We start from the raw sequence: 26,111 nt of genomic DNA, 5'->3' as shown, positions 1-26,111 counted from the left end.
TGGAAGTGCGGGGTCCGATCCTGGCCGCGCAATATGCCAATTGAATGACTTAAGGGACAGGAAATCAATGAAAGACCTGTCGGCGGCGATTTACGTTCGACCGTCGCTCCTTTGCGCCGCAAGCGCATGGCAGGCAGGTGCATGAAGGCTTGAAATTCCCGGCCAACAGTGCGAGCAGACGCTGATGGCCAGAGAAACGGCAGGCAGGCAATGATTATTTCATTCGACATCGGCGGCTCCGCCATCAAGGGCGGCATCGCCCGCTCCGAGACAGACATCGTGCCCCTCGGCCGCCGTCCGACGCCGAAGGAGGATTTTGCCGCTTTCGTCGAGACCCTGCGCAGCATTATCGCCAAGACCGGCGAACAGCCGAGCCGCATTGCCCTGTCGATCGCTGGCGTCGTCGATCCCGATACCCAGCGCCTGACCTGCGCCAACATTCCCTGCATCCACGGCCGCACGCTCGCAGCCGACCTAGAAGCCGAACTCGCCCTGCCTGTTTTGATCGCCAATGACGCCGACTGTTTCGCGATGGCTGAAGCCGGTCTCGGAGCCGGCCGCGGCCACCGTATCGTCTTCGGCGCCATTCTCGGCACCGGTGTCGGTGGCGGCCTGGTCGCCGATGGGCGCCTCGTCAACGAGGCCGGAGGTTTTGCCGGCGAATGGGGTCATGGACCGATCATCGCATCGGCAGCCGGCAATCCTCCCGTCGCCATTCCCGCCTATGCCTGCGGCTGCGGCCAGAAGGGCTGTGTCGACACCGTTGGCGGCGCGCGCGGCCTGGAGCGCCTGCACAAGACGCTGCATGATCTCGACCTTGCGAGCGAAGAAATCATCGATCAGTGGCGGCGCGGCGAGGAGAAGGCAACCCGCACCATCGACGTCTATGTCGATCTCGTCGCCTCGCCGCTCGCCCTGACGATCAACATCACCGGCGCGACCATCGTGCCGGTCGGCGGCGGGCTTTCCAATGTCGAGCCGCTGCTGGCCAAGCTCGACCGGGCGGTGCGTACCCGCACCCTGCGCAAGTTCGACCGTCCGCTGGTGGTGCCGAGCGAATGCCGCATCGAACCAGGCCTGATCGGCGCAGCGCTGCTGGGACTGAAAGCCGATGCCGCTGCATCCTAAAGCACCGGCCACATCCGTACGATCGCTGCGAACCGGTCCCAGTCCTTGCGTTCCAGGGGCGTCCAGGCGGCTTCGGCGACGGCCGAAAGGCGCGGGAAGACCAGCCGGTTGAAATAGGCGCCAGAGAGGAAGTTTTCAGTCCAGATGCAGGCTTGGACGCCGCGCATCTTCTCGCGTAGGGTATCCGGCAACTCGCCCTCGGCCTCGTAAGCATAGCTATGTTCCGGTGGCGCATGGCCCGCCCAGCTCGCACCGGGCTCGGACCAGGCTTCCGCCTGCGCCATGTCGAGATAATAGGCTTGGCCCGGCGTCATCACCACATCGTAGCCTTGCTGCGCCAGCTCGATGCCGACAGCGTGCTTTTCCCAGGCCATCAGCAAAGTACCGTCGCGATCGACGCCGCCGCCATGTGAGACTTCGTTCCAGCCAGCGAGCTTCCTGCCGCGCTCCGACAACATGGCCTTAATCCGTTTCAGGAAATAGGATTGCAGCTCCGCGGTGCCGGCAATTTTCTCCCGTTCCATCAGCGCCTTGCAAAGCGGCGAGGAAAGCCAGGCGCCGCTTGCGACCTCGTCGCCGCCGATATGAATATATTCGCCGGGAAACAGCGTGACCATCTCGTCGAACACCTTGCCGAGAAATTCATAGGTGAATTCGATCGCCGGGTTGAGGGCATTGTTGGAATAACCCTGCACGGCGCGGTAGCTGTCCGGCGCCTCCTGCCCGTCGACGAGGCCGGGCAATGACAACAGCGTCGCGGTGCTATGGCCGGGAACATCGATTTCCGGCACCACCTCGACATGCAGAGAGGCGGCATGCGCGACGATCCGCCTGACATCCTCCTGCGAGTAATGGCCGTAGCGCGGTTTCGCCCCGTCACCAAGCTGCGGCACGAGCACCTCGTCCGGGCCATGCCGCGCGCCGATCTCCGTAAGCTGGGGATAGGCCTTGATCTCCAGCCGCCAGGCTTCGTCGTCGGTCAGGTGCCAATGGAAGACGTTGAGCTTGTTCCAGGCGAGGATATCGATTAGCCGCATGACGTCAGCCACCGGATAGAACTGTCTGACCACGTCGAGATGGCAGCCGCGCCAGTCATAACGCGGCTGGTCGGCGATCGTGCCGAAATTCGGAAATCTGAAGCTCTCCCGATCGGCACGCGCGCCGTGCATGAGTTGCGCCAGACTGATCAGGCCACTGTGTCGACCCGTCGCATCCGCGCTGGAGAGCACGACCTCATGCGTGGTAAATCGTATTTCATAGGCGAACGCAGCGATCGATGATTCGGTAACGAAACGAATAGCGCGCCCGCCCTTTACGCCGCAGAGCGAGAACGGCACGTTTTTGGCCGGATAGAGCCGCTGGTAAAGCGAAAGAACCAGGGACAACGCCTTGACCGCGTCGGGTCGCGTGCTCTCGGCCGGATAAAGGACGACCGGCAGTTCCCCCGCCTTCAGCGCGAGCGCCAGCGGCCAGGGCAGCAGCGAATACGGTTCCTCCACCCGGCCCGGCGGCAGAAGCGGCGGCGCAATGCCGCCATCCCGGCCTTCGAGAAGGAGATCGCCGAAACCGACAGGAACATGGCGCCCGTCGCCAAGTGTCAGATAGGCCGATTTGACCCCTGATGTCACATGTTTCGGTTCTCGGGTCAGCCCCTCGACGGTGAACCGCCAGTGGCCGCCCGGCGGCACGCTCAGTCCCTCGGGCGGGCGGAATTCATGGAAATGCGCGAGCTGTCGCTCCAGGCTGCCGCCATCGCAGACATATTTGTCGGCAACCCGCGTCTCCGACGTATAGGCGAGCGAGAAGCCGGAGAGAGGCTCGGCTGAAAGATTGAAGAGAGTGAAGATCAAGCGCCCGAAACTGCCTTCGACCGGGTGCCAGCTTGTTTCCAGACGATAATCGGCCATGGTCGCGCCTCCCCTGTCAATGGACGGCCGGGATTACGGCTCGCGCCCCGGCATGCTTTCAAAAGCTTAGCTTTTTCGAGACGGCAATGGAATCGGCGCGAGTCGAGACGAAGCGGGCAGTGATGAGAACCGTGAGAGTGTGACCTGCAAGGAAAACGGCGCGGCTTTCGCCGCGCCGTCCTCACTCGGCTGCCAACGCCGGCGGATGTCTGTCATCCGCCTCTTCCTGGATGGCGTCGGCATCCCGGCCTGGCTCGTCCTTTGCCTTCGGCTCGCGGCCGAAGAAAAGAGCGTAACCGGCCGGCAGAACCAGAATGGTGAGCACTGTCGCGACCAGGATGCCGCCCATCATGGCGAAGGCGAGCGGACCCCAGAAGACGCCGCGCGAGATCGGGATCAGCGCCAGCACAGCCGTCAGCGCCGTCAGCATGATCGGCCGGAAACGACGCACGGCAGCCCCGACGATCGCCTCCTGCCGGTGCATGCCGGCCTTGATATCCTGGTCGATCTGGTCGACCAGGATGATCGAGTTGCGCATGATGATGCCGAGCAGCGCAATGACGCCCAGGATCGCCACGAAGCCGAAGGGCGCGCCGCTGATCAGCAGGGCGGCCGCAGCCCCGATGATGCCGAGCGGACCGGTGGCAAGCACCAGCATCGCCTTGCCGAAATGCTGCAGCTGCACCATCAGCAGCACGATGATGACGGCAAGCATGATCGGCGCCTTTGCGGCGATCGACATCTGGCTTTCCGCCGCATCCTCGGCGCCGCCCTGGATCTCGACGTTGTAACCGGCCGGCAGGCTGTCGCGCAGGTCCTTCATGTCGGCATACATCTTCATGACGACGTCGTTCGGCTGCACGCCATCCGGCAGCGTCGCGCGCACCGTGATCGTCGGCAGCCGGTCGCGCCGCCATTCGATGCCCTGCTCCATGACGGGCACGACCTTGGCGACCTGCGAGACTGGCACGAAGCCACCGAAATCGGTCGGGACATAGACGGAATTCACCGCCGACAGCAGCGAGCGGCTGGCGTCCGGCTCGCGGGCGACGATCGAGACCGTCTCCTCGCCATCACGGAAATCATCGAGCGGCGCCCCGGACATGGCGGTCTGCAGCATCTGGCGCACGCGCTGCGAGGTCACGCCCAGCGCCCGGGCACGATCCTGGTCGATCACCAGCTTCATCGCCGGCACCGGTTCCAGCCAGTCGTCGTGAATGGCGCCGAGCATCGGATTGGCCGTAAAGCGCGCCTTCACCTGATCGGCGATCGCTCGCACTTCCTGACGATCAGGCCCCATGATGCGCATCTGCACCGGCCAGCCGGTGGGCGGGCCGAGGAAGAGGCGGTCGACCTTGCCGCGGATCGATGGGAAGTCTTCGGCAAGAATGGTGCGCAGCTTGACGATCAAGCGTTCGCGCGCCGGCTCGTCCTTCGCCATGACCAGCAGCTGGGCGAAATTCGGATTGCGCAACTGCTGATCGAGCGGCAGGAAGAAGCGCGGTGCGCCTTCGCCGATATAGGTGGCGATGAACCGCTTGTCGGGATCATCCATCATCTTCGCTTCGAGCGCCTTTGCCTGCACCTCGACTTCTTTGATGCTGGTGCCCTCGGGCAGCCACAGATCGACGAGAATCTCAGGCCGCGACGACTGCGGGAAGAAATTCTGCGGAATGAACTGGAATGCCCAGAGGCTGGTGACGAAGGTGCCGAGCGTCAACAGCAGCACGATCACCCGATGGCGAACCGCCCAGCCGACCGTGCCGCGCAGTCGGCGGTAGAAGCTCGTGTCGAAAGCATCGTGATGCTCGCCGGCGTGATGGCGCTGCTTGAGGATCATGTAGCCGAGCCACGGCGTGAAATAGACTGCGACGAACCACGAGGTAACAAGCGCGATGCCAACGACATAGAACAGCGAACGGACATATTCGCCGGCCGTCGATGCGGCGAAACCGACGGGAATGAAGCCGGCCGTCGTGATCAACGTACCGGTCAGCATCGGGAAGGCCGTCGAGGAATAGGCAAAGCTTGCCGCCTCGATTTTGACCAGCCCCTCCTCCAGCTTTCGCTCCATCATTTCGACGACAATCATCGCATCGTCGACGAGCAGGCCGAGCGCGATGATCAGCGCGCCGAGCGAGATGCGCTGCAGGTCGATGCCGAGTTCGTACATCAGTGCGAAAGTGGCGGCGAGCACCAGCGGAATGGCGATGGCGATGACGAGGCCGGAGCGCCAGCCGATCGACAGGAACGAGACGACGAGCACGATGACAAGCGCTTCGCCGAGCGCATGCATGAATTCGCTGACCGCGTCCGTCACGACGTCGGGCTGGTTGGCGATCTGGTCGACCGCGACGCCGTAAGGCAGAGCTTCCTCGAAGCGCTGATAGGTCGCCTCCACGCCCTTGCCGACATCGGTGACGTTGAAGCCCTTGGCCATGACGACGCCGACCTGAACGCTGTCATGGCCATTGAACCGGTATTTGCGCTGGTAGGGATCCTCGAGCCCGGAACTGACGGTGGCGATATCGCCGAGGCGGGTCACCTGGCCGCCTGCGCGAAGGCGCAGCTCGCGGATATCGGCCACCTTCTTCATGTCGCCTTCGACTGAAATGCGCACCGAGCGCAGACCGGTATCGACCGAGCCTGCCGGATCGACATTGTTCTGGCCCTTGATGGCGTTCTGCAGGTCGAGGACCGTCAGGCCGCGCTCGGCAAGCGCCTTGGACGAAACGTCGATATAGATCTTCTCAGGCTGGTCGCCGATGATGACGGCCTTCTCGACGCCCGGTGTCGTCAGCAGCATGTCGCGCGCCTGGATCGCGAATTTCTTCAGTTCCGGATAGGAATAACCCTCGCCGCTGATCGAATGCAGCGTGATGAAGGTATCGCCGAACTCGTCGTTGAAATAGGGACCGAGCAGGCCCTGCGGCAGTTCGCTGGAAATGTCGCCGACCTTCTTGCGCACCTGGTAGAAGGCATCCGCCACCTCCTGCGAATTGGTGTCGCCCTTGACCTGTAGGGTGATGATCGCACTGCCCGCCCGCGTATAAGACTTGACCCAGTCGATATGCGGCGTCTCCTGCAGCTTGCGTTCGATCTTGTTGACGACCTGATCTTCCATTTCCTGAATGGAAGCGCCCGGCCAGATTGCCTGCACGACCATGACGCGGAAAGTGAATTCAGGATCTTCGCGCTGGCCCATGCGCATCAGGCCGAGCACGCCGGTGATGATGATCAGCCCGAAGAGGAAGCGGGCGATGCTTGGATGCCCGATCGCCCAGCGCGACAGATTGAAGGGCCGCTTTTCGGTGTTGGCGTCCATGGTCATGTTTCCTTTGGAGCATGATGCCGAAAAGTGTCAGCGGTTTTCGGGAACATCATGCTCAAATTGCTTTAATTGCGCGATCAACGCACGGTCTGGTCGGTATCGGCCGAGGCCGATTGCTGCTCCGGCACCTTCACCTTCAGGTTCTCACTCATGAACTGGGTGCCGGCGGCAACGACGAGATCGCCGCTATCGAGGCCCTCGGTCACATGCACGCCATCGCCGGTGAAATCGGCGACCTTGATATCGCGGCCATGTACCGTCGCCGTGTCGCGGTCGACCGTCCAGACCATTTGCTTGCCGTGCTTCTCGGCCAGCGCGGTAAGCGGGATCGAGACATAGCTGTTATCGTTGTTGACGTCGGTTTCGATCGTCGCGGTCATGCCGAGCAACACGCGAGGATCGTTCGGCAGGCTCACGCGAACGGCAAAGGTGCGCGACTGCTCGTCGGCGCTGCCGGAAACCTCCCGCACCTTGCCGTCGAGCACCAGCTTGTCATCCGCCCAGAAACGGGCCTTGACCGTCTTGCCGGGCTTGAATTCGGCAATGTCGTTTTCCGGAACCGCGATCTGCACTTCCTTCTCGCCTTCGACGGCAACGGTGACGACGGGGCTGCCGGAGCCGACGACCTGGCCGATATCGGCATTGATCGATGTCACGATGCCATTCTGCCCCGCCTTGAGATCGGTATAGCTCACCTGATTCTTCGCCTGGCCCAGCGCCGCGAGCGCTGCATCGCGCTGCGAGATCGCCTGATCATGGCTGAGCGCGGCCTGCTCGAGCTGCGACTTCGGGGCGACGCTCTTGTCGAACAGCTGCTCGGCGCGCTTGTTGGCGAGATCGGCGGTTTCGACGCCCCTTTCGGCCGCGGCGAGATTGGCCTCTGCCGTCTTGACCGCGAGCTGGTAGTCCGTGGCGTCGACGCGGGCGAGAACGTCGCCGGGCGTCACCCGGTCACCAATATCGACGAGACGCTCCGTGATCTTGCCCGCCACCCGGAAGCCGAGGTTCATTTCCGTCCGCGCCTTGACCGACCCCGAATAATCGAGCTTGCGGGTATCGTCGGCCTTGGCGATCTCCACGACCTTCACCGGCCGGATGACTTCCTTGACCTCAGCTTTTTCTTCCGAGCAGGCGGAAACGCCAATCCCGACGGCGCCGACGAGCGCGAGGCTCGCGACGGACGGCATGCGATTGCTGAGGATCTTGAGCGAAAACATCTTCCGCACTCCTGGAATGTTTCGGGGGATCGACGGCGGCTGCCGTCGGTTATTTCTTGAGCGCCCTGATGACGTAGTCGATCAGTTCGTCGACGGCAGCGCGGTTGGTCTTCGCAAGACATTGCGCCACCATCTGGGGATGACAGAGATTGACCGTCGCCGCGCCGAAGCAGCGCGAGGCGACCACCGGATCCTGCTCGGCGAACTCGCCGGCAGCGATGCCTTCGGCGATTATTTCAGCAATCAGATCATGGACGCGATCGATATGTTTCTCGATGACATGCCAGTCGCGCTCGATCGCGACCACGATCATCTCGTGCACCTTCATCTCGTCGAGCATCGTATCCATCGTCCATTGATACTGGGTCTCGACATAGAGGCGCAGCCGTTCGCTGGCGCTGAGCGGCTGGTGGCGGACGTCATAGGCGAGCTGATAGCAGGTGGCGAGCATGCGCCCGCAGAGCGCCTGATGGATCTCCACCTTCGAAGCGAAGAAACGATAGATATTGGCGGGAGACATGCCAAGATCGCGGGCGATATCGGCAACTGTCGTCTTGCTATAGCCGTAGTGACGGAACAGCCGCTCGGCCGCGTCAAGAATGCGCGTGACATTCTCCTGCCGCGTGACGTCGAGCGTATTTTCCGCGATGTCGTTCATGAGTATCAGAGCCTCGACTTACGACTGACGATTTTTGAATTTCGTCAGTCGTAAAACATCAGGCATCACTTGTCAATGCCGGCTGCATGGCGCGAGCGGTGTGATGGATCTCGAGACGATGTGACGATGAACGTCAGCCACAATTGAAAAGTGCCGCGACGTCAAAAGCGCGGCACTTCAGCGGCAACAGCAGAGAAAAAAGTCAGGCGAGCTTGACGTCGAGCGTAATCGGAACGGCGGCAAGCGCCTTAGAAATCGGGCAGCCGGCCTTTGCCTTATTGGCCAGTTCGTTGAAGGTCGCCTCATCGGCGCCGGGTATGCGGCCGGAAAGCGAAAGATGGATGGCGGTGACGGCGAAGCCACCCTCGACGCTTTCGAGCGTCACCTTGGCCGAGGTTTCCATATGCTCGGCGGTGAAACCGGCTTCGCCAAGGATCAGCGACAGCGCCATGGTGAAGCAGCCGGCATGGGCAGCACCTATCAGCTCTTCCGGATTGGTGCCGGGAATGCCTTCGAAGCGGCTGGCAAAGCCGTAGGGATAGTCCGTCAGCGCCCCGCTCTGCGTCGAGATCAGGCCCTTACCGTCCTTGAGTCCACCGGCCCAATGAGCCGAAGCCGTACGATTGATCTGCATGCCGTCCTCCTAATTAGAATGAGTTCCAGGCAGCGGCGGGCGCCGCTCCGAGCCTGCGGGAGATCAGGTTAGAGCCTTCCCGACAGGCAATATAACGCTCTATCGGGAGAAGACGACAGGCTTGTAAAAAACAACTTTTCTCAAGCGGGATGCTGCTGCACGCTGAGGCCGCCGTCGATCGTCAGGCAAGTAGCGTTCATGAACGGGCATTCGTCGGAGATCATGAAAACCGCGGCCATGGCGATCTCCTCCGGCGTTGCGATCCGCCCGCCGGGATGAAGCTTCATCGTCTCGGCTTTAGCTGCCTCCGGATCGGGGAAGCTGTTCCAGTAGTCGATCACCTTCTGTGTCGAGACATAACCCGGCGCCAGCGCGTTCACCCGGATATTGCGGGGCGCGTACTCCAAGCCCAGGGATTTCGTCATGCCGAGCAGCGCATGTTTCGCAAGCGGATAGGGAAATGTGTGCGGGATGATCGTGAAAGCGTGCGTGGAGGCAATGTTGAGGATGACGCCGCCGTCGCGCTCGATAAACCCGGGCAGCACCGCCTTGCAGCAATTCCATGCTCCCTTGAGATTGATATCGAAGCAGCGGCTCCACTCCTCGTCGGTCGTGGCGAGCGGTTCGGCAAAGACATTGACCCCGGCATTGTTGACGAGCCCATTCAATGGGCCGATCTCGTCGTTCGCATGGGCAACCGCCCTGGTGATCGTTCCGACATCTGTTATGTCGGCCGGCAGATAACCGACCTGGCCGCCGGTGCTTGCGAGCTCTGCCGCCGCCTGCGCCAGCAGGGCTCCATCGCGATCGACGAGATAGACCGCAGCATTCTCCCTGACGAAAGCCTTGGCGATCGCAAGGCCGATACCCTGCGCAGCGCCGGTGATCAGAATATTCTTGCCCTGCAGGCGATCGCTCATCTATCTCCCCTCCGGTTGAGGCGGCAGCGCTGACAGATCGATCGTGACCCTGCCGAAAAGAACCTCGCCTGGCTCAAGAGGTTTGAGCCCTCCGAAATTCGGCAGATGATGCCCATTCGGCAGGTGGCTCATCGGTTCCAGGCAGAAGAAATCTGTCCGGTCGAGCCGCATATACAGCATGAAGCGATTGAGCGCTCCATCGGCTTCCAGCGTCGCCTGGTTTCCAAGTTCCGGCCAGGTGATGGCTGCCCGTCCATTCCATCCTTCGAAAGCGTTGTTCATCCACTGCTGCGGCAACACCGCACCGGACGTGAAATTGAATTCAGCGGGTACCGGGCCGGGTGCATCAGGGAGATGGTCCAACCGTTCGCTCCAGAAGCGGTCGGCTGCGATGGTCAACCGTGTTTCCGGCGTCCGTGTGAAGAAGGGATGCTGCCCCAGCCCGAAGGGCAGGACCGCCTCTCCCCTGTTCTCCACCGAAAGCGTCAGCGCCAGCCGATTGCCGCTGAGACGGATCTCTTGCCGACTAAGATAGGCATAGGGCGAGACCCGGTCGGCATCACGCGAAAAGCAGAGCTGCGCGTGCTTGGAACTCGATTCTTCCACCTGCCATGGGCTGATCCAGCCATCGCCATGCAGGTAGAGCGGGTCGTGGCAATTTCGCTGGAAGGCATAGTCGCATCCGCCGAAGGACATGGCATTGCCTTCCACGCGATTGCCGAACGGGACCAGAGGAAAACTCGCAAAGGTCCCATCCGGGCCACCTGTCGAAACGAGGAAAGGCTTGCCCCGGAATGTTGCGGCAGTGACGGCCGCGCCCTGGCGGCTGATCCTCACGGAGAGATCGCCGTGGCTCAGATCGATGCTGTCCCCGCCATGCCCTTTGCTCATCCGCGCCGCCCCGTTGCCGAAGACCTGAGATTGTCGAGCAGCACGGCGATCAGCAGGATCAGCCCGCGCACGACATACTGATAGAATGCCTGAATATTCAGGAGGTTCATAACGTTTTCGGCAATGCCCATGATCAGCACCCCGACGATAACACCGCTCATTGTCGCCCGGCCGCCGGCGAGCGAAACGCCGCCGAGGACGCAGGCCGAGATCACCGAGAGCTCGAGCCCCGTCGCCGCGTTCGGCTGGCCGGAAGTGATGCGCGAAGCAAGCAGAATGCCGGCAATTCCGCAGACGAGACCCTGCAGTGCAAAGATCCAGACGCGCATGGTGACGACATTGACGCCGGCAAGCCGCGACGCCTCGGGATTGCCGCCGATCGCCAGCGTGTTCTTTCCGAAAACGGTGCGGTTGAGCACGAAGCCGAAGAGGAGGAAAAGGATCAGCATGATCCAGATCGGCATCGGCACGGTCAGGAATCGCGATAGCGCAAGCTGGTAGAAAGCCGGATCGTTGATGCCGACGGCGCGGCCGTCCGAGGCGATCAGCGCCAGCCCGCGCACGATCTGCATGGTCGCAAGCGTCGTGATCAGCGCATTGATGCGGAACCGGGCGATGACGATGCCGTTGACGAAACCGACGACGGCGCCGCAGAGCAGGGCGGCCAAGAGCCCTACGGGAATGGAGCCCGTCGCGTTCGAGACCATTACTGCGGCCATGCCGGAGAAAGCGACGATCGATCCCACCGAAAGATCGAAATCGCGGGAGGCTAGGCAGAACATCATCGTGCAGGCGACGATGCCGATCGTGACGACCGATTGCAGCAGCCCCAGCATATTTCGCTCGGTCAGGAAATTCGGAACGAAGAGCGAGACGATCACGAAGGCGGCGGCGAAGATCACCACCAGTCCCTGTTCGCCGAGAAGGATTTTTTTCAACGAAGTCATCGTCCGTGTTCCCAGTCTTAAATGATGCCTGCGGCGTTCTTGTCGGGGAGTGCCGCCGTCAGGATGCTGCGCTCGTCGAAATCCGGGCGGGCAACATTGGCCGCCACCCTGCCCTGACACATCACCATGATGCGATCGGAGATGCCCATGACCTCGGGCAGCTCGCTTGAGATCACGACGATCGCCATGCCGCCGGCCGCCAGCTCATAAAGGATTTCATAGATTTCCGACTTCGCCCCGACATCGATGCCGCGCGTCGGTTCGTCGATCACGAGAACCTTGATACCCTGCTCGGAGAGCCAGCGGCCAAGGATGACTTTCTGCTGGTTGCCACCGGACAAGTTGATGATGTCCTGCTTGCGCGACGGCGTGCGCACCCGCAGCCGGGCGATGAACTGATCGGCCAGCGCCGCCTCCTTCTTCGGGTTCAATATGCCGAAGGGCGAGAAATGCCGGCGCGACGAGATCGCGATATTCTCTTCGATCGATCGGCCCTGGACGATGCCGTCGAACTTGCGGTCCTCCGGGCAGAGCACCATGCCGGCCCGGATCGCCGTCGTCGGATCGTTCGGCGAAACGGCAATACCGTCGATCGTTACCTCGCCCCGATGCCTGTGGTCGGCGCCGTAAAGCAGCCGCGCCATCTCGCTGCGGCCGGCGCCGACCAGCCCGAAGAAGCCGAGAATCTCACCCTGGCGGACCGAAAAACTGATTGGATTGCGCAGCCTCGGTCCCGACAGGCCCTTGACCTCAAGCCTGACGCCGCCGAGCGGGCGCTCACGCCATCCCCAGACATTGCTGATCTTGCGCCCGACCATTTCGGCAATGATCTGCTCGCGCGTCGTCTTCGCGATCTGGGCATGATGGGCGGCAAGCCTGCCGTCGCGCAGCACGGTCAGGCTGTCGCAAAGCCGAAAAATCTCGTCGAGGCGATGCGAAACATAGAGAATGACCGTTCCCTTCGCCTTCAACCTGTCGATGAGTGAAAACAGGATTTCGCTTTCACGCGAGGAAAGCGATGAGGTGGGCTCGTCGAGCGCGATGACCCGCGCCTCGAACATGACCGCCTTGGCAATCTCGACCATCTGCCGCGCGCCGATCGAAAGCGAAGCGACCTTGGCCGACGGATCGACATCGATGCCGATCTCTTCGAGTTTCGACCGCACCGTCTCGTTCAGGGTTTTGGCATCAATCACTCCGCCCTTGCCGGGAAAGCGGCCAAGCCAGAGATTTTCGGCCACCGTCAGCTCCGGAACGAGCTGCAGTTCCTGATGGATGACGATGACGCCGGCATGGAGGGCGTCGCGCACCGAGACATATTTCTGTTCTGCGCCATCGATGAGAATGCTGCCGGCATCGGCGGCCTGATCGCCCGACAGCACACGAATCAGCGTCGATTTGCCCGCGCCGTTCTCACCCATTAGGCCGTGGACGGCGCCCTTCTCGACTGAGAAAGAAACGTCCGACAGCGCCTGTACGCCGGGATAGCCCTTTGAGATATGTTTGAATTCGAGAAAAGCCATCATCACCCCACCGGAGGTTCCGGCGGCACGCTCAAGCGGCCGCCGGAGATGCATTATCGCGGGCGATGATTACTCGATGCCGAGTTCCTTGCGGACCTTCTCATAATCGCCGCGCAACGCCAGCGAACCTGCCGTCAAGGTCAGCTTTTCCGGCTCCTTGCCGTTGGCGATCCAGTCGTACATGTTGAGCGCCGTCTCGTAGCCGTGACGCTTCGGCGAGATGATGACCGTGCCGAAGAAGCCCGTCGCTGCCGGCTTCTTGAACTCGTTGATCGCCGATTCCGCGCCGCCGATGCCGACACCGATCACGTTGGTCGCCGGAATACCGACCGATTCCGAAGCGCGGACGGCGCCGAGAACGGCTTCGTCGTTGAGGCCGAAGGCCACCCAGTATTTCACGTCGGCATGCTTGTTGAGGACGGTGGTCGCCGCGTTGAGTGCTGCCTCGGTATCCGTCTTCGCCTGCGGCGCATCATAGATGTTCTCAGCCGGGAACCCGGCGGACTTCAGGACCGAGATCGCACCTTCGACGCGGTCGACGGCGGTCGGCAGCTGATCGTAGGAAACCCGGATCGCGCCGACATTCTTCATGTCCCAGCCGCGCTTCTTGATTTCGTCGACGATGGCCTGTCCGACGGTCTCGCCGATCTTGGTGGCGGAAATGCCCATATGCGGCACGTCTTCCAGCGGCTTGCCGTCGGCACTGACGAGGCGGTCGTCGACCGTCATCAGCTTCAGCTGATTGGCTTCGGCCTTGGCGACGATGCCGGGGCCGAGTTTGACGTCGGGCGTGCAGATGATGAAGCCTTGCGCACCCTGCACGCCGAGATTGTCGATCGCCGACTGAACCTTCTCGCCGTCTTCGGCGCCGATCTTGACGACCGTGAAGCCTTTATCCTTGGCGGCCTGATCGGCGAATTTCCATTCGTCCTGGAACCAGGGCTCCTCCGGCTGCTTGACGATGAAACCGATCTTGACGTCTGCGGAAAATGCCGAGCCGGTGCTCAGAATGGCGAACGTGCCAGCCAGAATAGCTGCTTTGAACAAGCGCATGTCTCTCTCCCTAAACTCTGAAATCGAGCAGCTGCCTCCCAGGCAGCGCCCAATGAATTATGTTAAATCATCATACCAGTCAATTGCTAATGTATGATGATTAGAATAATAGGGTAGTGGCGAGAACGGATGGACCCGTCGCAAACTGGATCGAATTCGGTTAATCAGGTTCGGTTGCTGCCCGGGAGAGAGCGCGGAGAGGTGAAGTTGGAATCGACTGAGGAACAAGGCCGAACGGAAAGCTCCGGCAGCGAACGCCGGCCGCGCGTACGCCGCAACGTGATGGCGGCCATCGCTCAGGACATCTGCGCCGACCGCTATCCCTCGGGCTCGCCGCTGCCGCGCGAGAACGACCTCTGCGAACTCTACGGCGTTAGCCGCACCGTCATTCGCGAATCGCTGAAAGTGTTGGAATCCAAGGGGCTTGTCCGTGGCAAGCCGCGGGTCGGAACGACCGTTTGCGATCGGGATGAATGGAACATCCTGGATGCCGAGGTGCTCGACTGGATGGGGCCTTACATCAAGGACTTCGACCTGCTGGGATGCATTCTCGAAGCCCGCCGCACCATCGAACCGGCGGCCGCCGAATATGCCGCCGAACGCGCCAGCGCCCAGGAGATCGCCGATCTCGACAGGGCCTGGCGGCAGATGCGCGACAGCGCAGGCGATCCGGAACGCTTCACCGACGCCGACGTGATGTTTCATACGGTGCTGCTGACCGCCAGCCACAACCAGGTGTTCCGCCGCCTGTCAAGCGCCATCCATGCTGCGCTGAAATATGCGCTGCATGCCTCCAACATCGCCGTCGAAAACCGGGAGGATGCGGTGCTCGTTCACGGCGAACTCGTCGAGGCCTTGCGCATGCGCGACAAAACAGGCGCGAGGGAATGCGCCAATCGTATGCTCGACCTTGCGGTACGCGACCTTGCCGCCGCAGAGAAGGCAATCGGCAGGGCGAAATGATCAATCACGAAAAGCCGTGGACGCGCTGCCCCATCGCAAATCCGAGAAGAGATTAAGAACCACGATGAAGATCACCAAACTCACCACCTATATCGTTCCGCCGCGATGGCTGTTTCTGAAGGTCGAGACCGACGAAGGCATCGTCGGCTGGGGTGAACCGGTCGTCGAGGGGCGTGCGCTGACCGTCGAGGCCGCCGTCCACGAACTGGAAGACTACCTGATCGGCAAGGATCCTTTCTTGATCGAGGACCATTGGACGGTGATGTATCGCGGTGGTTTCTATCGCGGCGGCGCGGCCCATATGAGCGCCATCTCGGGCATCGACCAGGCGCTCTGGGACATCAAGGGCAAGGCGCTCGGCCAGCCGATCCATTCCCTGCTCGGCGGCCAGCTGCGCGACCGCATCAAAGTCTATTCCTGGATCGGCGGCGACCGCCCCGCCGATGTCGCCAACAATGCCAGAGACGTCGTCGCCCGCGGCTTCAAGGCGATCAAGCTCAACGGCTGCGAGGAAATGCAGATCGTCGACACCAACGAGAAGGTGGAAAGGGCGGTCGAGACCATCGCCGCCATCCGCGAGGCGATCGGCCCGCATATCGGTATCGGCGTCGATTTCCACGGCCGCGTCCACAAGCCGATGGCCAAGGTTCTCGCCAAGGAGCTCGAACCCTACAAGCTGATGTTCATCGAGGAACCGGTGCTTTCGGAAAACAAGGAAGCGCTGCGCGACATCGTCAACCATACCTCGACACCGATCGCGCTTGGTGAGCGGCTCTATTCGCGCTGGGATTTCAAGCAGGTGCTTTCGGACGGCTATGTCGACATTATCCAGCCGGATCTTTCCCACGCCGGCGGCATCACCGAATGCCGCAAGATCGCGGCGATGGCCGAAGCCTATGACGTCGCCCTGGCCCCGCATTGCCCGCTCGGCCCGATCGCGCTCGCTGCCTGCCTTCAGGTCGATGCCGTCAGCTATAATGCCTTCATCCAAGAACAGAGCCTCGGCATCCATTACAACACCGGCAACGATATCCTCGACTACATCTCCAACAAGGAGGTGTTCGAATATGCCGATGGTTTCGTTTCGATCCCGCAGGGGCCGGGCCTCGGCATCGAGGTCGACGAGGCCTATGTCAGCGAGCGCGCCAAGGAGGGACATCGCTGGCGCAACCCAATCTGGCGGCACGCCGACGGCAGCTTTGCCGAGTGGTGAGAGAATGAAGGGTCGCGCAAGCGGCCCTTTTTCATTCGCAGTGTAGGATATCGGCCACCTCCTGCGTCATAATGGCAGCTCAAAAGGAGGTTTCCCATGGCCAGAGCAATCGTAATCATCATCGCCCGCTTCATCTTCAGCCTCATCTTCTTCATGGCCGCCGGCTTCAAGTTTGCCGATATCGGCGCCACGGCGAGCTACATTGCCGCCGCCGGTTTCCCGATGGCGACCTTCCTCACCTGGGTCGCGGCCCTTTTCGAGATCGCGTTGGCCCTTGCCTTCATATCGGGCGCTTTCTTCACCGAGGCGAGCCTACTGGCAGGCATCTACGTGATCTTCCTTGCCTTCGCCTTCCACGGACCGGCCCACTGGCAACAGAACCAGGCCGAGTTCGGCTTCTTCGTCGATCACTTCACCTTCCTCGCCGGCCTGCTCTTTGCCGCCGTCCACGGGCCGGAGAGATGGGCCTTGCGGCAAACGTTCCTCCGTTAGGCTTTTCCCTCCGGAACGAACTGCCGCGCCAAACATTGGCCTATCTGCAGAACGTCACGGAGGGTCGCCCATGGAGCTGAAGGACAAGGTCGCGCTGGTCACTGGTGCCGGTTCCGGCATCGGCAAAGCGGCCGCATTGAAACTCGCCGCCGAAGGTGCAAAGGTCGCAGTCCTGAGCCGGACGGCAGACGAGGTCGAGAAGACCTGCGCCGAGATCAAGGCCGCCGGCGGCCAGTCGATCTCGCTGACCGCCGACACCAGCGACGAAGGCCAAATGCGAGCTGCGGTGCAGAAACTCACAGAGACCTTCAACGGCCTCGACATCGTTGTCGCCAATGCCGGGATCAATGGCGTCTGGGCGCCGATCGACGATCTGAGTCCGGATGAATGGGACAAGACGATCGCCGTCAATCTGCGCGGCACCTATCTGACCCTGCACTTGACGGTTCCGCATCTGAAGCGCCGCGGCGGTTCGATCGTCGTCGTCGCATCGATCAACGGCACCCGCACCTTCACTACGCCGGGTGCCACCGCCTATACCGCAACCAAGGCAGGCCAGGTCGCCATGGTCCAGCAGCTCGCCCTGGAACTCGGCCGCCACGGCATCCGCGTCAATGCCGTCTGCCCGGGCGAGATTGAGACCAATATCAACGCCAATACCGACAGCCGTTATCGCGAGGAGACGGAGGTTCCGGTGATCTGGCCACAGGGCGACATCCCGATTGCCGGCGGGAAGGCAGGCAAGAGCGAGGATGTTGCCGAAACGATCCTCTTCCTTGCCTCCGATCGGGCCCGGCACATCACCGGCACACCGATCTGGATCGACGGCGGCCAGGGCCTGTTGCGGTAGTCCTCGGAGGTTTCGCGAAAAAGTCAGCCGTTCAGCCGGGCGCTGTCGAGTGTATAGAGTTCCTGGGCACGCTGCACCCCGCGCAACGCATAACGTCCGACGCATGCCAGCGCGGCGCGCTCTTCCGCCGGTATGGCCGCGGCGAAATCGGAGGAGATCAGCAGGTTGAGGTCGACCGAACGGCACATGGAGGCGATCCGGCTGACCTCGTTGACGGCAGGGCCGATGACGGTGAAGTCCAGCCGGTCCTGGCTGCCGATATTGCCGTAGAAGACATCGCCAATATGAAGGCCGATATAGACGTCAGTCGTCGCGCGGCCGTCGGTAGCGCGCGCGGCATTCAGCTTGGCGAGCTTTTCCCGGAGCAGCGATTCGGCGCGAAGCGCCGAACGGCAGGTTTCGGCCGGCACCTCGCCCTTGAAGATGGCCAGCACACCATCGCCGATCAGCTTCAGCACATTGCCGCCGGCCTCATGGATCGCCGAGATGGCGACCTCGCTGTAATCGTTGAGCAGCGGAATGATTTCCTCCGGCGGCACACGGTCGGAAATCTTGGTGTAGTTCAACAGATCCGAAAACCACAGCGCCGCCGAGATCCGCTCCGATTTGCCGCGGCTGATCTTGCCTTCCATCACCTGGCGCGCCGCATCCTCGCCGAGATAGACTTCCGCGATGGTCCGCGCGATGCGCCCCAGCGCAATGCACTTGATCGCCAGTCCGAGGACCGGCACGAGCTTGCGCAGAATGGCGAGATCGTGATCCGAGAAACCCTCGGGATGCTTGGTTGCGAAATGCGAAAAGAAGCAATCCATCTCACCAATCGTGCCGGCTTCGCTGAAACGGTGCATCATTGCTACGAAATCGGTGTTGCCTGCTTCGGCGATCTTGTCGAGCATGGTGAAATCGATCGGATCGCCGAAGCCGATGCGTCGGCGGACCTCCCGCTCGTTTCCCGACCAAAGATAATAGAAGGCAGAGCGTTGCCAGGTCGCAGCCGCTTCGCCCGAGCCCGTCGGGCCATACTCGAATTCGGTTTCGATCTCTTCCACACTATCCCAGCGGAAGGCCCGGCCCTCATGCACGGGGTGCAGCGTGTCCATCAGCGCCATGCCGCGGTCGAGCGGCAGGCCGGCATCGCGGCAGGCCGCGCAGAAGCCGGTCATGAGCTCCGCTTCCGAAGCGCCCTTCAGCCCCTGTTCCGTAACCCAGGCTGCGATACTGCTGACGTCGCTGTAATCCATGGCGCTCACCTCTACCTGTTCTGAAGCTTTAGCCCAAATGCGTAATGGACGAAAAGCCGATTGGCTCAATCGCCTGCAGGCAAGTTGTAGGGCGTAACGATTTCGATGGAAGAATGCGAGGTCGAAATCGTCCGAACGGAGGCCGCGGTCCGGCTCATGATCGCCCTGAAGGCCGAACGCGCATCGGTTCGGAGATCGTGATGCAGCACGAAGCCGACGCGGCGCGCGGCAAGCAGGGCGCGATTGTCCGCATCCAGATCGTGAGCGACGAAAATGCGGACGGGACGTTCGGCTGCATCGAAGGCCGTCAGCACCGCCCGATTGCCGCCGCCGATCGAATAAACGGCATTGATGGCAGGATCGGTCGCAAGCGCTGCCGCCACAAGCGTTCCCGTCACGGCATCGGTGCCGTGTCCCTCGCTGATTTCTGTGATGCCGATCCCGGGATAACGGGTGCGAATGATGCGGCGAAAACCGATCTCGCGCTCTTCCTCGCCGCGGAACCGTCCGCTCGACAGCGTCACAAGTACCTGACCGCCGTCAGAGCCGAGGAACTCGCCGATGAGATAGGCCGCCGTCTCCCCCGCCGTCCGGTTGTCGGCGCCGGCATAGGCTATGCGCGCCGAATTCGGCAGATCCGTCACGAGCGTGACCACGGGAATGCCGGCCGAATCCGCCCGTGCGACGGCAGCCACCACCTCGGCGACGTCAGGCGCCTTCAGCACGATGCCGTGCGTGCCGCGCAGCCGGATGCGGTCAAGAAGCTGCACAAGTTCGGCCGGTCTCATCACCTCAGCGAAATGGAAGCGGCAGCGGAAGACACCGGGCAGAAAGGCCGCCATCTCTGCCTCGAAGGCCGCACGCACTGCATCGCTAAACCGCTGGGGCGTCTCCATGACGATATCGATCGCTAGCGTTCGCCCGCTGACCATCGTTCCCGTCTGCTGCTTCTCCAGCTCCGCGATCGCTGCCCTCACCCGCATTTCCGTCTGCCGGCGCACACCTGGCCTGCCGTTCAGCACCCGATCGACTGTCGCGGTGCTGAGCCCCGCCTGAAAGGCGATGTCTTTGATAAGAAAGAGATGCGCCATCGGCTCCGTCTGATGGTTTTTTGATGGATTGCTGATCTATATCAGCTTGCGGCCCGGCGTATAGTGCCTCCATCGGAACCAGGGAGGAGCCGCTATTGAAAACCGATGACCTGCAGAAACTGCGCGCCGACCGCGTCTGGCTCAGCGAAGACGCCTGCAATCTCCACGACTTTCGACGGCTTGCGGAAAAACCGACCGTCCTTGCCGAATATCCAACAGCTTCGGCGGTCGAAAAAAACATCCTGATCTATGACAGCCGCAAGGTGGCGGCAGCGGCCGATACGCCGGAAGGCCGGCGCGCCGTGCTGGCCGAAATCTGCGACGCCTTCGGCGAAGGGCCGGGTGTGGTCGTGTTCAAGCGCGCTTACGAAGACACCGGCATCATCGACCGTGCCAGCGCGCTCTTCGACGCAATCATCGAGGAACAGCACCGCACCTCGACTGGAGGCGGCGATCACTTCGCCAAGCCCGGCGCCAACGACCGCATCTGGAATTCGCTGGAAAAACACTGCCTCACCGATCCGGATAATTTCACCGAATATTACGGCAATGCCATCATCGCGCTCGCAAGCGAAGCCTGGCTCGGCCCGAGCTATCAGATGACAGCACAGGTCAATCGCGTCAATCCAGGCGGCGCGGCGCAGACGGCCCACCGCGACTACCATCTCGGTTTCCAGTCGTCTGCGGTCATCGAGCAATTTCCGGCGCATGTTCACCGTCTCTCGCCGGTTCTGACGCTGCAAGGCGCGGTTGCCCATTGCGACATGCCGCTCGAAAGCGGTCCGACACTCTTCCTGCCGCACAGCCAGACCTATGTGCCGGGTTATCTGGCGCTGAAGCGCCAGGAATTCCGGGATTATTTCGAGGCCAACCACGTCCAACTGCCGCTCGAAAAGGGCGACGTCGTCTTCTTCAACCCCGCCCTCTTCCACGCCGCCGGTACCAACCGCTCGGCCGAAATCAAGCGTGTCGCCAACCTCCTGCAGGTCTCCTCCGCCTTCGGCCGTGCCATGGAAACGGTCAACCGCGAGAGAATGAGCGCCAGACTCTTTCCCGCCCTGAAGGCGTTGCAAGACCGGCTCTCGCCCAAAGAAATCGCCAACGCCGTCGCCGCCTGCGCCGAGGGTTATTCCTTCCCCACCAATCTCGATCGCGACCCGCCGCTCGGCGGGCTGGCGCCGAAGACGCAGGCACAGCTGATGCACGAGGCACTCAGGGAAGGCTGGAGCGACGAAGTTTTTGCGACAGCACTTGCCGAACAGGCGCGAAGGAAATTGAGTTGATTTTGGAAATCGACCCCCCTCATCCGCCCTACGGGCACCTTCTCCCGAGGGGAGAAGGGAGAATCGAGGCGCCGCCACCTGTCTCTTCTCCCCACCGGGCAGAAGGTGCCGGCAGGCTGCTGAGAGGGCCACACGGCACCGACATGCGAGCCTCCCGCACGCGCGGGAGGCCATTCGCACATGAAAAGGGAGGAACCACATGAGCACGGATCACGGCCGCTTCGACGGCAAGATCGCCATCGTCACCGGTGGTACGCAGGGCCTGGGCGCAACCATCGCCCGTCTCTTCGCCGAACGCGGCGCGGCAGGCATCGTCATCTGCGGCCGCAATGAAGCCAAGGGCAAGGCGAAGGCCGCGGAGATTTCGGCTGCGACCGCCGCCAGAGCCGTCTACGTCAAAGCTGATCTCGGCAAGGTCGAGGACGTCCGAAATGTGGTGCAGGTCTGCGACCAGACCTTTGGTCGTGTCGACGCCCTGGTCAATGCCGCCGCCATCACCGATCGCGGCACCATTCTCGACACCAGCCCCGAACTGTTCGATGCCATGTTCGCCGTCAATGTACGGGCGCCGTTTTTCTTGATGCAGGAGGCGGTAAAGGTCATGCGCCGCGAAAAGATAGAAGGCACGATCGTCAATATCGGCTCGATGTCGGCTAAAGCCGGCCAGCCCTTTATCGCCGCCTATTGCGCCTCGAAGGGCGCGCTGGAAACGCTGACGAAGAACACCGCCTATGCGCTGCTGCGCAACCGCATTCGCGTCAACGGCCTCAACATCGGCTGGATGGCCTCCGAAGGCGAGGACCGCATCCAGCGCGAATATCACGATGCACCTTCCGACTGGCTGGAGAAGGCGGCGGCGAACCAGCCCTTCGGCCGGCTCGTCGATCCGCACGAGGTGGCGCGCGCCTGCGCCTACCTGTCATCGGCGGAATCCGGCCTGATGACCGGCTCCGTCATCTGTTTCGACCAATCGATCTGGGGTGCCTACGACGACTCGCCGCATCCGGTCGCCGCCCTCTGAGAAGACCCAAGCCTGACATTTCCCATTGCCGGGCTCTGGCACCTCGCAGGATTTATCGCTACGAGAAGGACGACCGCATTCAGGGAGGAACTGGCGTGGCCGACAATTCGCTTTACGACATTCGCGATGAGCGCTTCGCTGCCATGGTCATCGGCAGCGCCGCGCTCGAGGAGCTTTATTCCGGCTGCCGCTGGACGGAGGGCCCGGTCTGGTTCTCCGACCTGAACTGCCTGCTCTGGAGCGATATCCCGAACGAACGCATGATGCGCTGGACGCCGGATGGCACGGTCTCCGTCTTCCGCTCGCCTTCCAATTACGTCAACGGCAATACCCGTGACCGGCAGGGCCGGCTCATCTCCTGCGAACATGGCGGCCGCCGAGTCACCCGCACGGAAATGGACGGGAGCATCACCGTCCTCGCCGACAGCTACAAAGGCAGGAGATTGAACTCGCCGAACGACGTCGTCGTCCACTCAGACGGCGGGATCTGGTTCACCGATCCGACCTACGGCATTCTCTCGGACTATGAGGGTCATAAGGCTGAACCTGAGCAGCCGACCCGCAACGTCTACCGCATCGACCCCGCGAGCGGCGCGACAGAGGCGGTCGTGGAGGATTTCATCCAGCCGAACGGCCTTGCCTTCTCGCCCGATGAAACGAAACTCTACATTGCCGATTCAGGCTCGGGCAAACATGAAGTGCCATGCCATATCCGGGTCTTCGATGTCGTCGACGGCAGAAAGCTTGCCAACAGCCGCTATTTCTGCAGCCTCGATGCCGGCCATCCCGACGGCTTTCGTTTCGATGTCGGCGGCAATCTCTGGACGAGCGCGGGTGATGGTGTGCATTGCTTCTCACCCGATGGAACGCTGCTCGGTAAGGTCAAAGTGCCGCAGACGGTGTCCAATCTCACCTTTGGCGGCCCTAAGAAGAACCGGCTCTTCATCACCGCGACCCGTTCGGTCTATTCGATCTATACCAAGACGAACGGGGCACAATATCCGTAACTTATGGAAGCACGACGGCGTGCGTGCGACAGGCATGCCTGACGATATCGCCGCCGGCGGCGGGGCGGCGTTGCCGCCGGCGCGTCATCTGCAAGGGGCGGCAACGGTTCCGGATGACGACCTGTACGAAAAACGCTAAAGCGCATCACATGAATCAGATTTGCGACGCGCTGGAGCGCTGGCGCCTCGATGCATCAAGGAGGACTACCCGATGATCCGATTTTCACGCGCCAAGGGGAGCCGCACGGCTCCTGGTGCCACGACCGGGAGAGCCTGAGATGCGTTCCGTCGTTTCCTTCAACGAGGGCTGGAGTTTCCACGAGGGCTTCGGCCAGCGCCTGCTCGAAAACTTCGATGCCGCCAAGCCGGTCAGCCTGCCCCACACCGCCGTCGAACTACCCTTCAACTATTTCGATGAGAAGGACTATCAGCGCGCCTTCACCTATCAGAAGGTGCTCCGTTGGCTACCGGAATTCGAGGATCGCGAGGTTTCGCTGATCTTTGACGCCGCCATGGCGGACAGTGTCGTCTATCTCAACGGCGAGCAGATTATCGCTCACAAAGACGGCTACACCCCCGTCGAAGCCCGCCTCACCGGCAAGCTGGTGAAGGGCGAAAACCTGGTGACCGTCAAGATCGACGGCAGTGAAAATCCCGCCATCCCACCTTTCGGCGGTCGCATCGATTACCTGACCTATGCCGGCATCTACCGCGATGTCTGGTTGAAGGTCACCGACCCGGTCTCGATCCGCAACCTCAAGGTCGAAACATCAGACGTTCTTGCCCCTCAGAAATCGGCGACGGTCCGCGTCGACATCGCCAATCCCGAGCGCCGCAGCTTCTCGGCGACCGTCACGGCTACGCTGAAGCAGGCCGACGGCACGGTGATCGCCACTGCAGCGACTGAAACGATCGGCGACCGCACGACGCTTTCCTTCGGCGGCCTCACCGGCATAGCACTCTGGGACATCACCAATCCGACGCTCTATGAGGTCACGGTCGAAGTCAGGACCGAGCACGGCTCCGACCGCCTCTCCACCCGGTTCGGCTTCCGCACCGCCGAATTCACCCCGGAAGGTTTCCTGTTGAACGGCAAGCCGTTGAAACTGCGCGGCCTCAACCGCCACCAGGCCTTCCCTTATGTCGGTTATGCCGCCGGCCGGTCCGCCCAGGAGCGCGACGCCGACATCATGAAGAGAGTGCTGAAGTGCAATATCGTCCGCACCTCGCATTATCCGCAGTCGAAATGGTTTCTCGATCGTTGTGATGCGATCGGCCTGCTGGTCTTCGAGGAAATCCCCGGCTGGCAGCATATCGGCGATGCCGACTGGCAGAAGGAATCGATCGAGAATGTCCGCCGCATGATCGAGCGCGACTGGAACCATCCCTCGATCATCATCTGGGGCGTGCGCATCAACGAGTCGCAGGATAGCCACGACTTCTACGTTGAGACCAACCGCTTGGCCCGTGAACTCGACAGCACCCGCCAGACCGGCGGCGTGCGTTATATCACCGAGAGCGAATTGCTCGAGGACGTCTACACGATGAACGACTTCATCCTCGGCAATGAGGAATTGCCGGGCGCCAACCGTCCGCGCACCGTGCTGCGCGGCCAGCAGGAAAATACCGGGTTATCCCGCAAGGTGCCGTACCTCATCACCGAGTTCAACGGTCACATGCACCCGACGAAGATTTATGATCAGGAACAGCGCCAGGCCGAGCATGTGCGCCGTCATCTCGAGGTGCTGAACGCCGCCTATGGCGATCCGGATATCTCGGGCGCCATTGGCTGGTGCATGTTCGATTACAACACCCACAAGGATTTCGGCTCCGGCGACCGCATCTGCTATCACGGCGTCATGGATATGTTCCGTGAGCCCAAGTTCGCGGCCTATGCCTATATCAGCCAGTGCGACCCTTCCGAGGAAATCGTCATGAAGCCGGTGACCTTCTGGGCGCGCGGCGAGCGCAATATCGGCGGCGTGCTGCCGCTGATCATCCTGACCAATTGCGACGAGGTGGAACTGCAATATGGCGCGCTTTCCAAGCGCATCGGTCCGGATCGCGAGAACTACCCGCACCTGCCGCATCCGCCCGTCGTGCTCGACCACCGGCACTTCACTGCCGATGAGCTCGGCACCTGGGGGCTCGAATGGATCGACGGCACCTTTACCGGTTATATCGGCGGTCAGCCGGTGGCGAGCCTGACGCTGGCTGCGGATCCTTTACCGACGACGCTTGAGATCGTTGCCGACAGCCAGACGCTGAAAGCCCGCGAACGCGACAGCACTCGCGTCATCATCCGCGCCCTCGACCAGTGCGGTCAGCGCCTGCCGTTCATGAACGACTGCATTTCGCTGAAGGTGCATGGCCCGGCAAAGATCGTTGGCCCGACCAATGTGCCGCTGCAGGGCGGCACATCAGGCTTCTGGCTGGAGGCGACCGGGCTGGTGGGAGACATTACCGTCGAGGCTGTCTGCTCACGTTTCGCGCCGGTGACCCTCAGCGTAACAGCCGTCGCCTGACGCATAAGCCGAACTGAAGGTGTTGGAGCGCTCTTGCCACGTCTTATCGGACACGCGGCGCTCCGCCTTACGGAATCCGCGCCTGTGTTTCCGGGTCGAAGAACACAGCCTTGTCGAGATTGAAGGCGAGGCGTGTGTGCTGGCCGGGTGCGATGCCGGCATCGGCGCGCAGTCGGGCGACCACTTCCTTGCCGCCGAGCTTGGTGACGGCGAAGG

Annotated in this window: 21 protein-coding genes and 1 pseudogene; 9 read left to right on the top strand and 13 right to left on the bottom strand. The window is 61.9% G+C overall.

All coding sequences use genetic code 11. The features are described from left to right. Nucleotides 1-210 precede the first annotated feature (210 nt). Nucleotides 211-1,128: an ROK family protein gene (locus tag HJB91_RS09110; protein WP_221154480.1), complete on the top strand. Its 918-nt coding sequence runs from the start codon at nt 211-213 to the stop codon at nt 1,126-1,128. On the opposite strand, the gene HJB91_RS09105 is transcribed toward HJB91_RS09110, so the two are convergent. The 10 genes from HJB91_RS09105 to HJB91_RS09060 form a co-directional block, all read right to left on the bottom strand. Next, on the bottom strand, nt 1,125-3,035 hold the full coding sequence (locus HJB91_RS09105; protein WP_221154479.1) for a beta-N-acetylhexosaminidase: 1,911 nt from the start codon (nt 3,033-3,035) through the stop codon (nt 1,125-1,127). The genes HJB91_RS09110 and HJB91_RS09105 overlap by 4 nt on opposite strands. 181 nt (nt 3,036-3,216) lie before the next feature. Further along, nucleotides 3,217-6,360: an efflux RND transporter permease subunit gene (locus HJB91_RS09100; RefSeq protein WP_221122963.1), complete on the bottom strand. Its 3,144-nt coding sequence runs from the start codon at nt 6,358-6,360 to the stop codon at nt 3,217-3,219. 83 nt (nt 6,361-6,443) lie between these two features. After that, nucleotides 6,444-7,583 (bottom strand): efflux RND transporter periplasmic adaptor subunit, encoded by a 1,140-nt coding sequence (locus HJB91_RS09095; RefSeq protein ID WP_221154478.1) that lies wholly within the window; start codon nt 7,581-7,583, stop codon nt 6,444-6,446. Between the two features lie 49 nt (nt 7,584-7,632). Beyond that, complete coding sequence (locus tag HJB91_RS09090) at nt 7,633-8,241, bottom strand: TetR family transcriptional regulator (protein ID WP_168301271.1); 609 nt, start codon at nt 8,239-8,241, stop codon at nt 7,633-7,635. A gap of 202 nt (nt 8,242-8,443) precedes the next feature. Continuing rightward, a complete protein-coding gene (locus HJB91_RS09085) occupies nt 8,444-8,875 on the bottom strand; it encodes an OsmC family protein (RefSeq protein WP_221154477.1) in 432 nt (143 codons plus the stop codon). A gap of 140 nt (nt 8,876-9,015) precedes the next feature. Next, nucleotides 9,016-9,795 (bottom strand): SDR family oxidoreductase, encoded by a 780-nt coding sequence (locus tag HJB91_RS09080; RefSeq protein ID WP_221154476.1) that lies wholly within the window; start codon nt 9,793-9,795, stop codon nt 9,016-9,018. Continuing rightward, on the bottom strand, nt 9,796-10,686 hold the full coding sequence (locus HJB91_RS09075) for an aldose 1-epimerase (RefSeq protein WP_221154475.1): 891 nt from the start codon (nt 10,684-10,686) through the stop codon (nt 9,796-9,798). It lies immediately after the preceding gene. Continuing rightward, entirely contained in the window at nt 10,683-11,633 is a 951-nt protein-coding gene (araH, locus tag HJB91_RS09070; RefSeq protein ID WP_221122960.1) for an L-arabinose ABC transporter permease AraH, read from the bottom strand. Before araH ends, HJB91_RS09075 begins: the two co-directional genes overlap by 4 nt. Nucleotides 11,634-11,650: 17 nt before the next feature. Continuing rightward, nucleotides 11,651-13,156, bottom strand: coding sequence for an L-arabinose ABC transporter ATP-binding protein AraG (gene araG, locus HJB91_RS09065; RefSeq protein WP_221154474.1), 1,506 nt, complete (start codon nt 13,154-13,156; stop codon nt 11,651-11,653). A 69-nt stretch (nt 13,157-13,225) separates the two neighbouring features. Continuing rightward, nucleotides 13,226-14,209: an arabinose ABC transporter substrate-binding protein gene (locus HJB91_RS09060; RefSeq protein WP_221146339.1), complete on the bottom strand. Its 984-nt coding sequence runs from the start codon at nt 14,207-14,209 to the stop codon at nt 13,226-13,228. A 207-nt stretch (nt 14,210-14,416) separates the two neighbouring features. On the opposite strand from HJB91_RS09060, the gene HJB91_RS09055 reads away from it, so the two are divergent. The 4 genes from HJB91_RS09055 (at nt 14,417) to HJB91_RS09040 (ending at nt 17,727) form a co-directional block, all read left to right on the top strand. After that, nucleotides 14,417-15,172: a FadR/GntR family transcriptional regulator gene (locus HJB91_RS09055; protein WP_259669862.1), complete on the top strand. Its 756-nt coding sequence runs from the start codon at nt 14,417-14,419 to the stop codon at nt 15,170-15,172. 64 nt (nt 15,173-15,236) lie between these two features. Then, entirely contained in the window at nt 15,237-16,385 is a 1,149-nt protein-coding gene (gene dgoD / locus HJB91_RS09050; protein WP_210629736.1) for a galactonate dehydratase, read from the top strand. A 96-nt stretch (nt 16,386-16,481) separates the two neighbouring features. Continuing rightward, complete coding sequence (locus HJB91_RS09045) at nt 16,482-16,877, top strand: DoxX family protein (protein ID WP_210629735.1); 396 nt, start codon at nt 16,482-16,484, stop codon at nt 16,875-16,877. Nucleotides 16,878-16,947: 70 nt separating this feature from the next. Further along, nucleotides 16,948-17,727 carry an SDR family NAD(P)-dependent oxidoreductase gene (locus HJB91_RS09040; RefSeq protein WP_221154468.1) on the top strand — a complete coding sequence of 260 codons (780 nt, stop codon included), beginning with the start codon at nt 16,948-16,950 and terminating at the stop codon, nt 17,725-17,727. 23 nt (nt 17,728-17,750) lie between these two features. Here HJB91_RS09040 and HJB91_RS09035 read toward each other — a convergent pair whose 3' ends face one another. Both HJB91_RS09035 and HJB91_RS09030 read right to left on the bottom strand, forming a co-directional pair. After that, nucleotides 17,751-18,968, bottom strand: coding sequence for an adenylate/guanylate cyclase domain-containing protein (locus HJB91_RS09035; protein ID WP_221122956.1), 1,218 nt, complete (start codon nt 18,966-18,968; stop codon nt 17,751-17,753). A gap of 65 nt (nt 18,969-19,033) precedes the next feature. Next, nucleotides 19,034-20,059 carry a LacI family DNA-binding transcriptional regulator gene (locus HJB91_RS09030; protein ID WP_221154466.1) on the bottom strand — a complete coding sequence of 342 codons (1,026 nt, stop codon included), beginning with the start codon at nt 20,057-20,059 and terminating at the stop codon, nt 19,034-19,036. Nucleotides 20,060-20,154: 95 nt separating this feature from the next. On the opposite strand from HJB91_RS09030, the gene HJB91_RS09025 reads away from it, so the two are divergent. The 4 genes from HJB91_RS09025 to HJB91_RS09010 all read left to right on the top strand — a co-directional run bounded on the left by HJB91_RS09025 (nt 20,155) and on the right by HJB91_RS09010 (nt 25,895). Continuing rightward, on the top strand, nt 20,155-21,342 hold the full coding sequence (locus tag HJB91_RS09025; protein ID WP_221154464.1) for a phytanoyl-CoA dioxygenase family protein: 1,188 nt from the start codon (nt 20,155-20,157) through the stop codon (nt 21,340-21,342). Between the two features lie 199 nt (nt 21,343-21,541). Continuing rightward, on the top strand, nt 21,542-22,363 hold the full coding sequence (locus tag HJB91_RS09020) for an SDR family oxidoreductase (RefSeq protein WP_221154455.1): 822 nt from the start codon (nt 21,542-21,544) through the stop codon (nt 22,361-22,363). A 95-nt stretch (nt 22,364-22,458) separates the two neighbouring features. Continuing rightward, nucleotides 22,459-23,370 (top strand): SMP-30/gluconolactonase/LRE family protein, encoded by a 912-nt coding sequence (locus HJB91_RS09015; RefSeq protein ID WP_221146334.1) that lies wholly within the window; start codon nt 22,459-22,461, stop codon nt 23,368-23,370. Between the two features lie 278 nt (nt 23,371-23,648). Next, the gene (locus HJB91_RS09010; protein ID WP_221154452.1) at nt 23,649-25,895 is read left to right on the top strand and encodes a glycoside hydrolase family 2 TIM barrel-domain containing protein; all 2,247 of its coding nucleotides are present in this window, start codon (nt 23,649-23,651) and stop codon (nt 25,893-25,895) included. Between the two features lie 67 nt (nt 25,896-25,962). On the opposite strand, the pseudogene HJB91_RS09005 reads toward HJB91_RS09010, so the two are convergent. Continuing rightward, nucleotides 25,963-26,111 (bottom strand): annotated as a pseudogene (locus tag HJB91_RS09005) (sugar ABC transporter ATP-binding protein); the annotation flags it as partial.

It is taken from the genome of Rhizobium sp. NLR10b, assembly GCF_019685435.1.
In the GTDB taxonomy this organism is placed as follows: Bacteria; Pseudomonadota; Alphaproteobacteria; order Rhizobiales; family Rhizobiaceae; genus Rhizobium.
The sequence above is the reverse complement of the archived record's forward strand: the minus strand, read 5'-3'. Positions and strand labels throughout refer to the sequence as shown.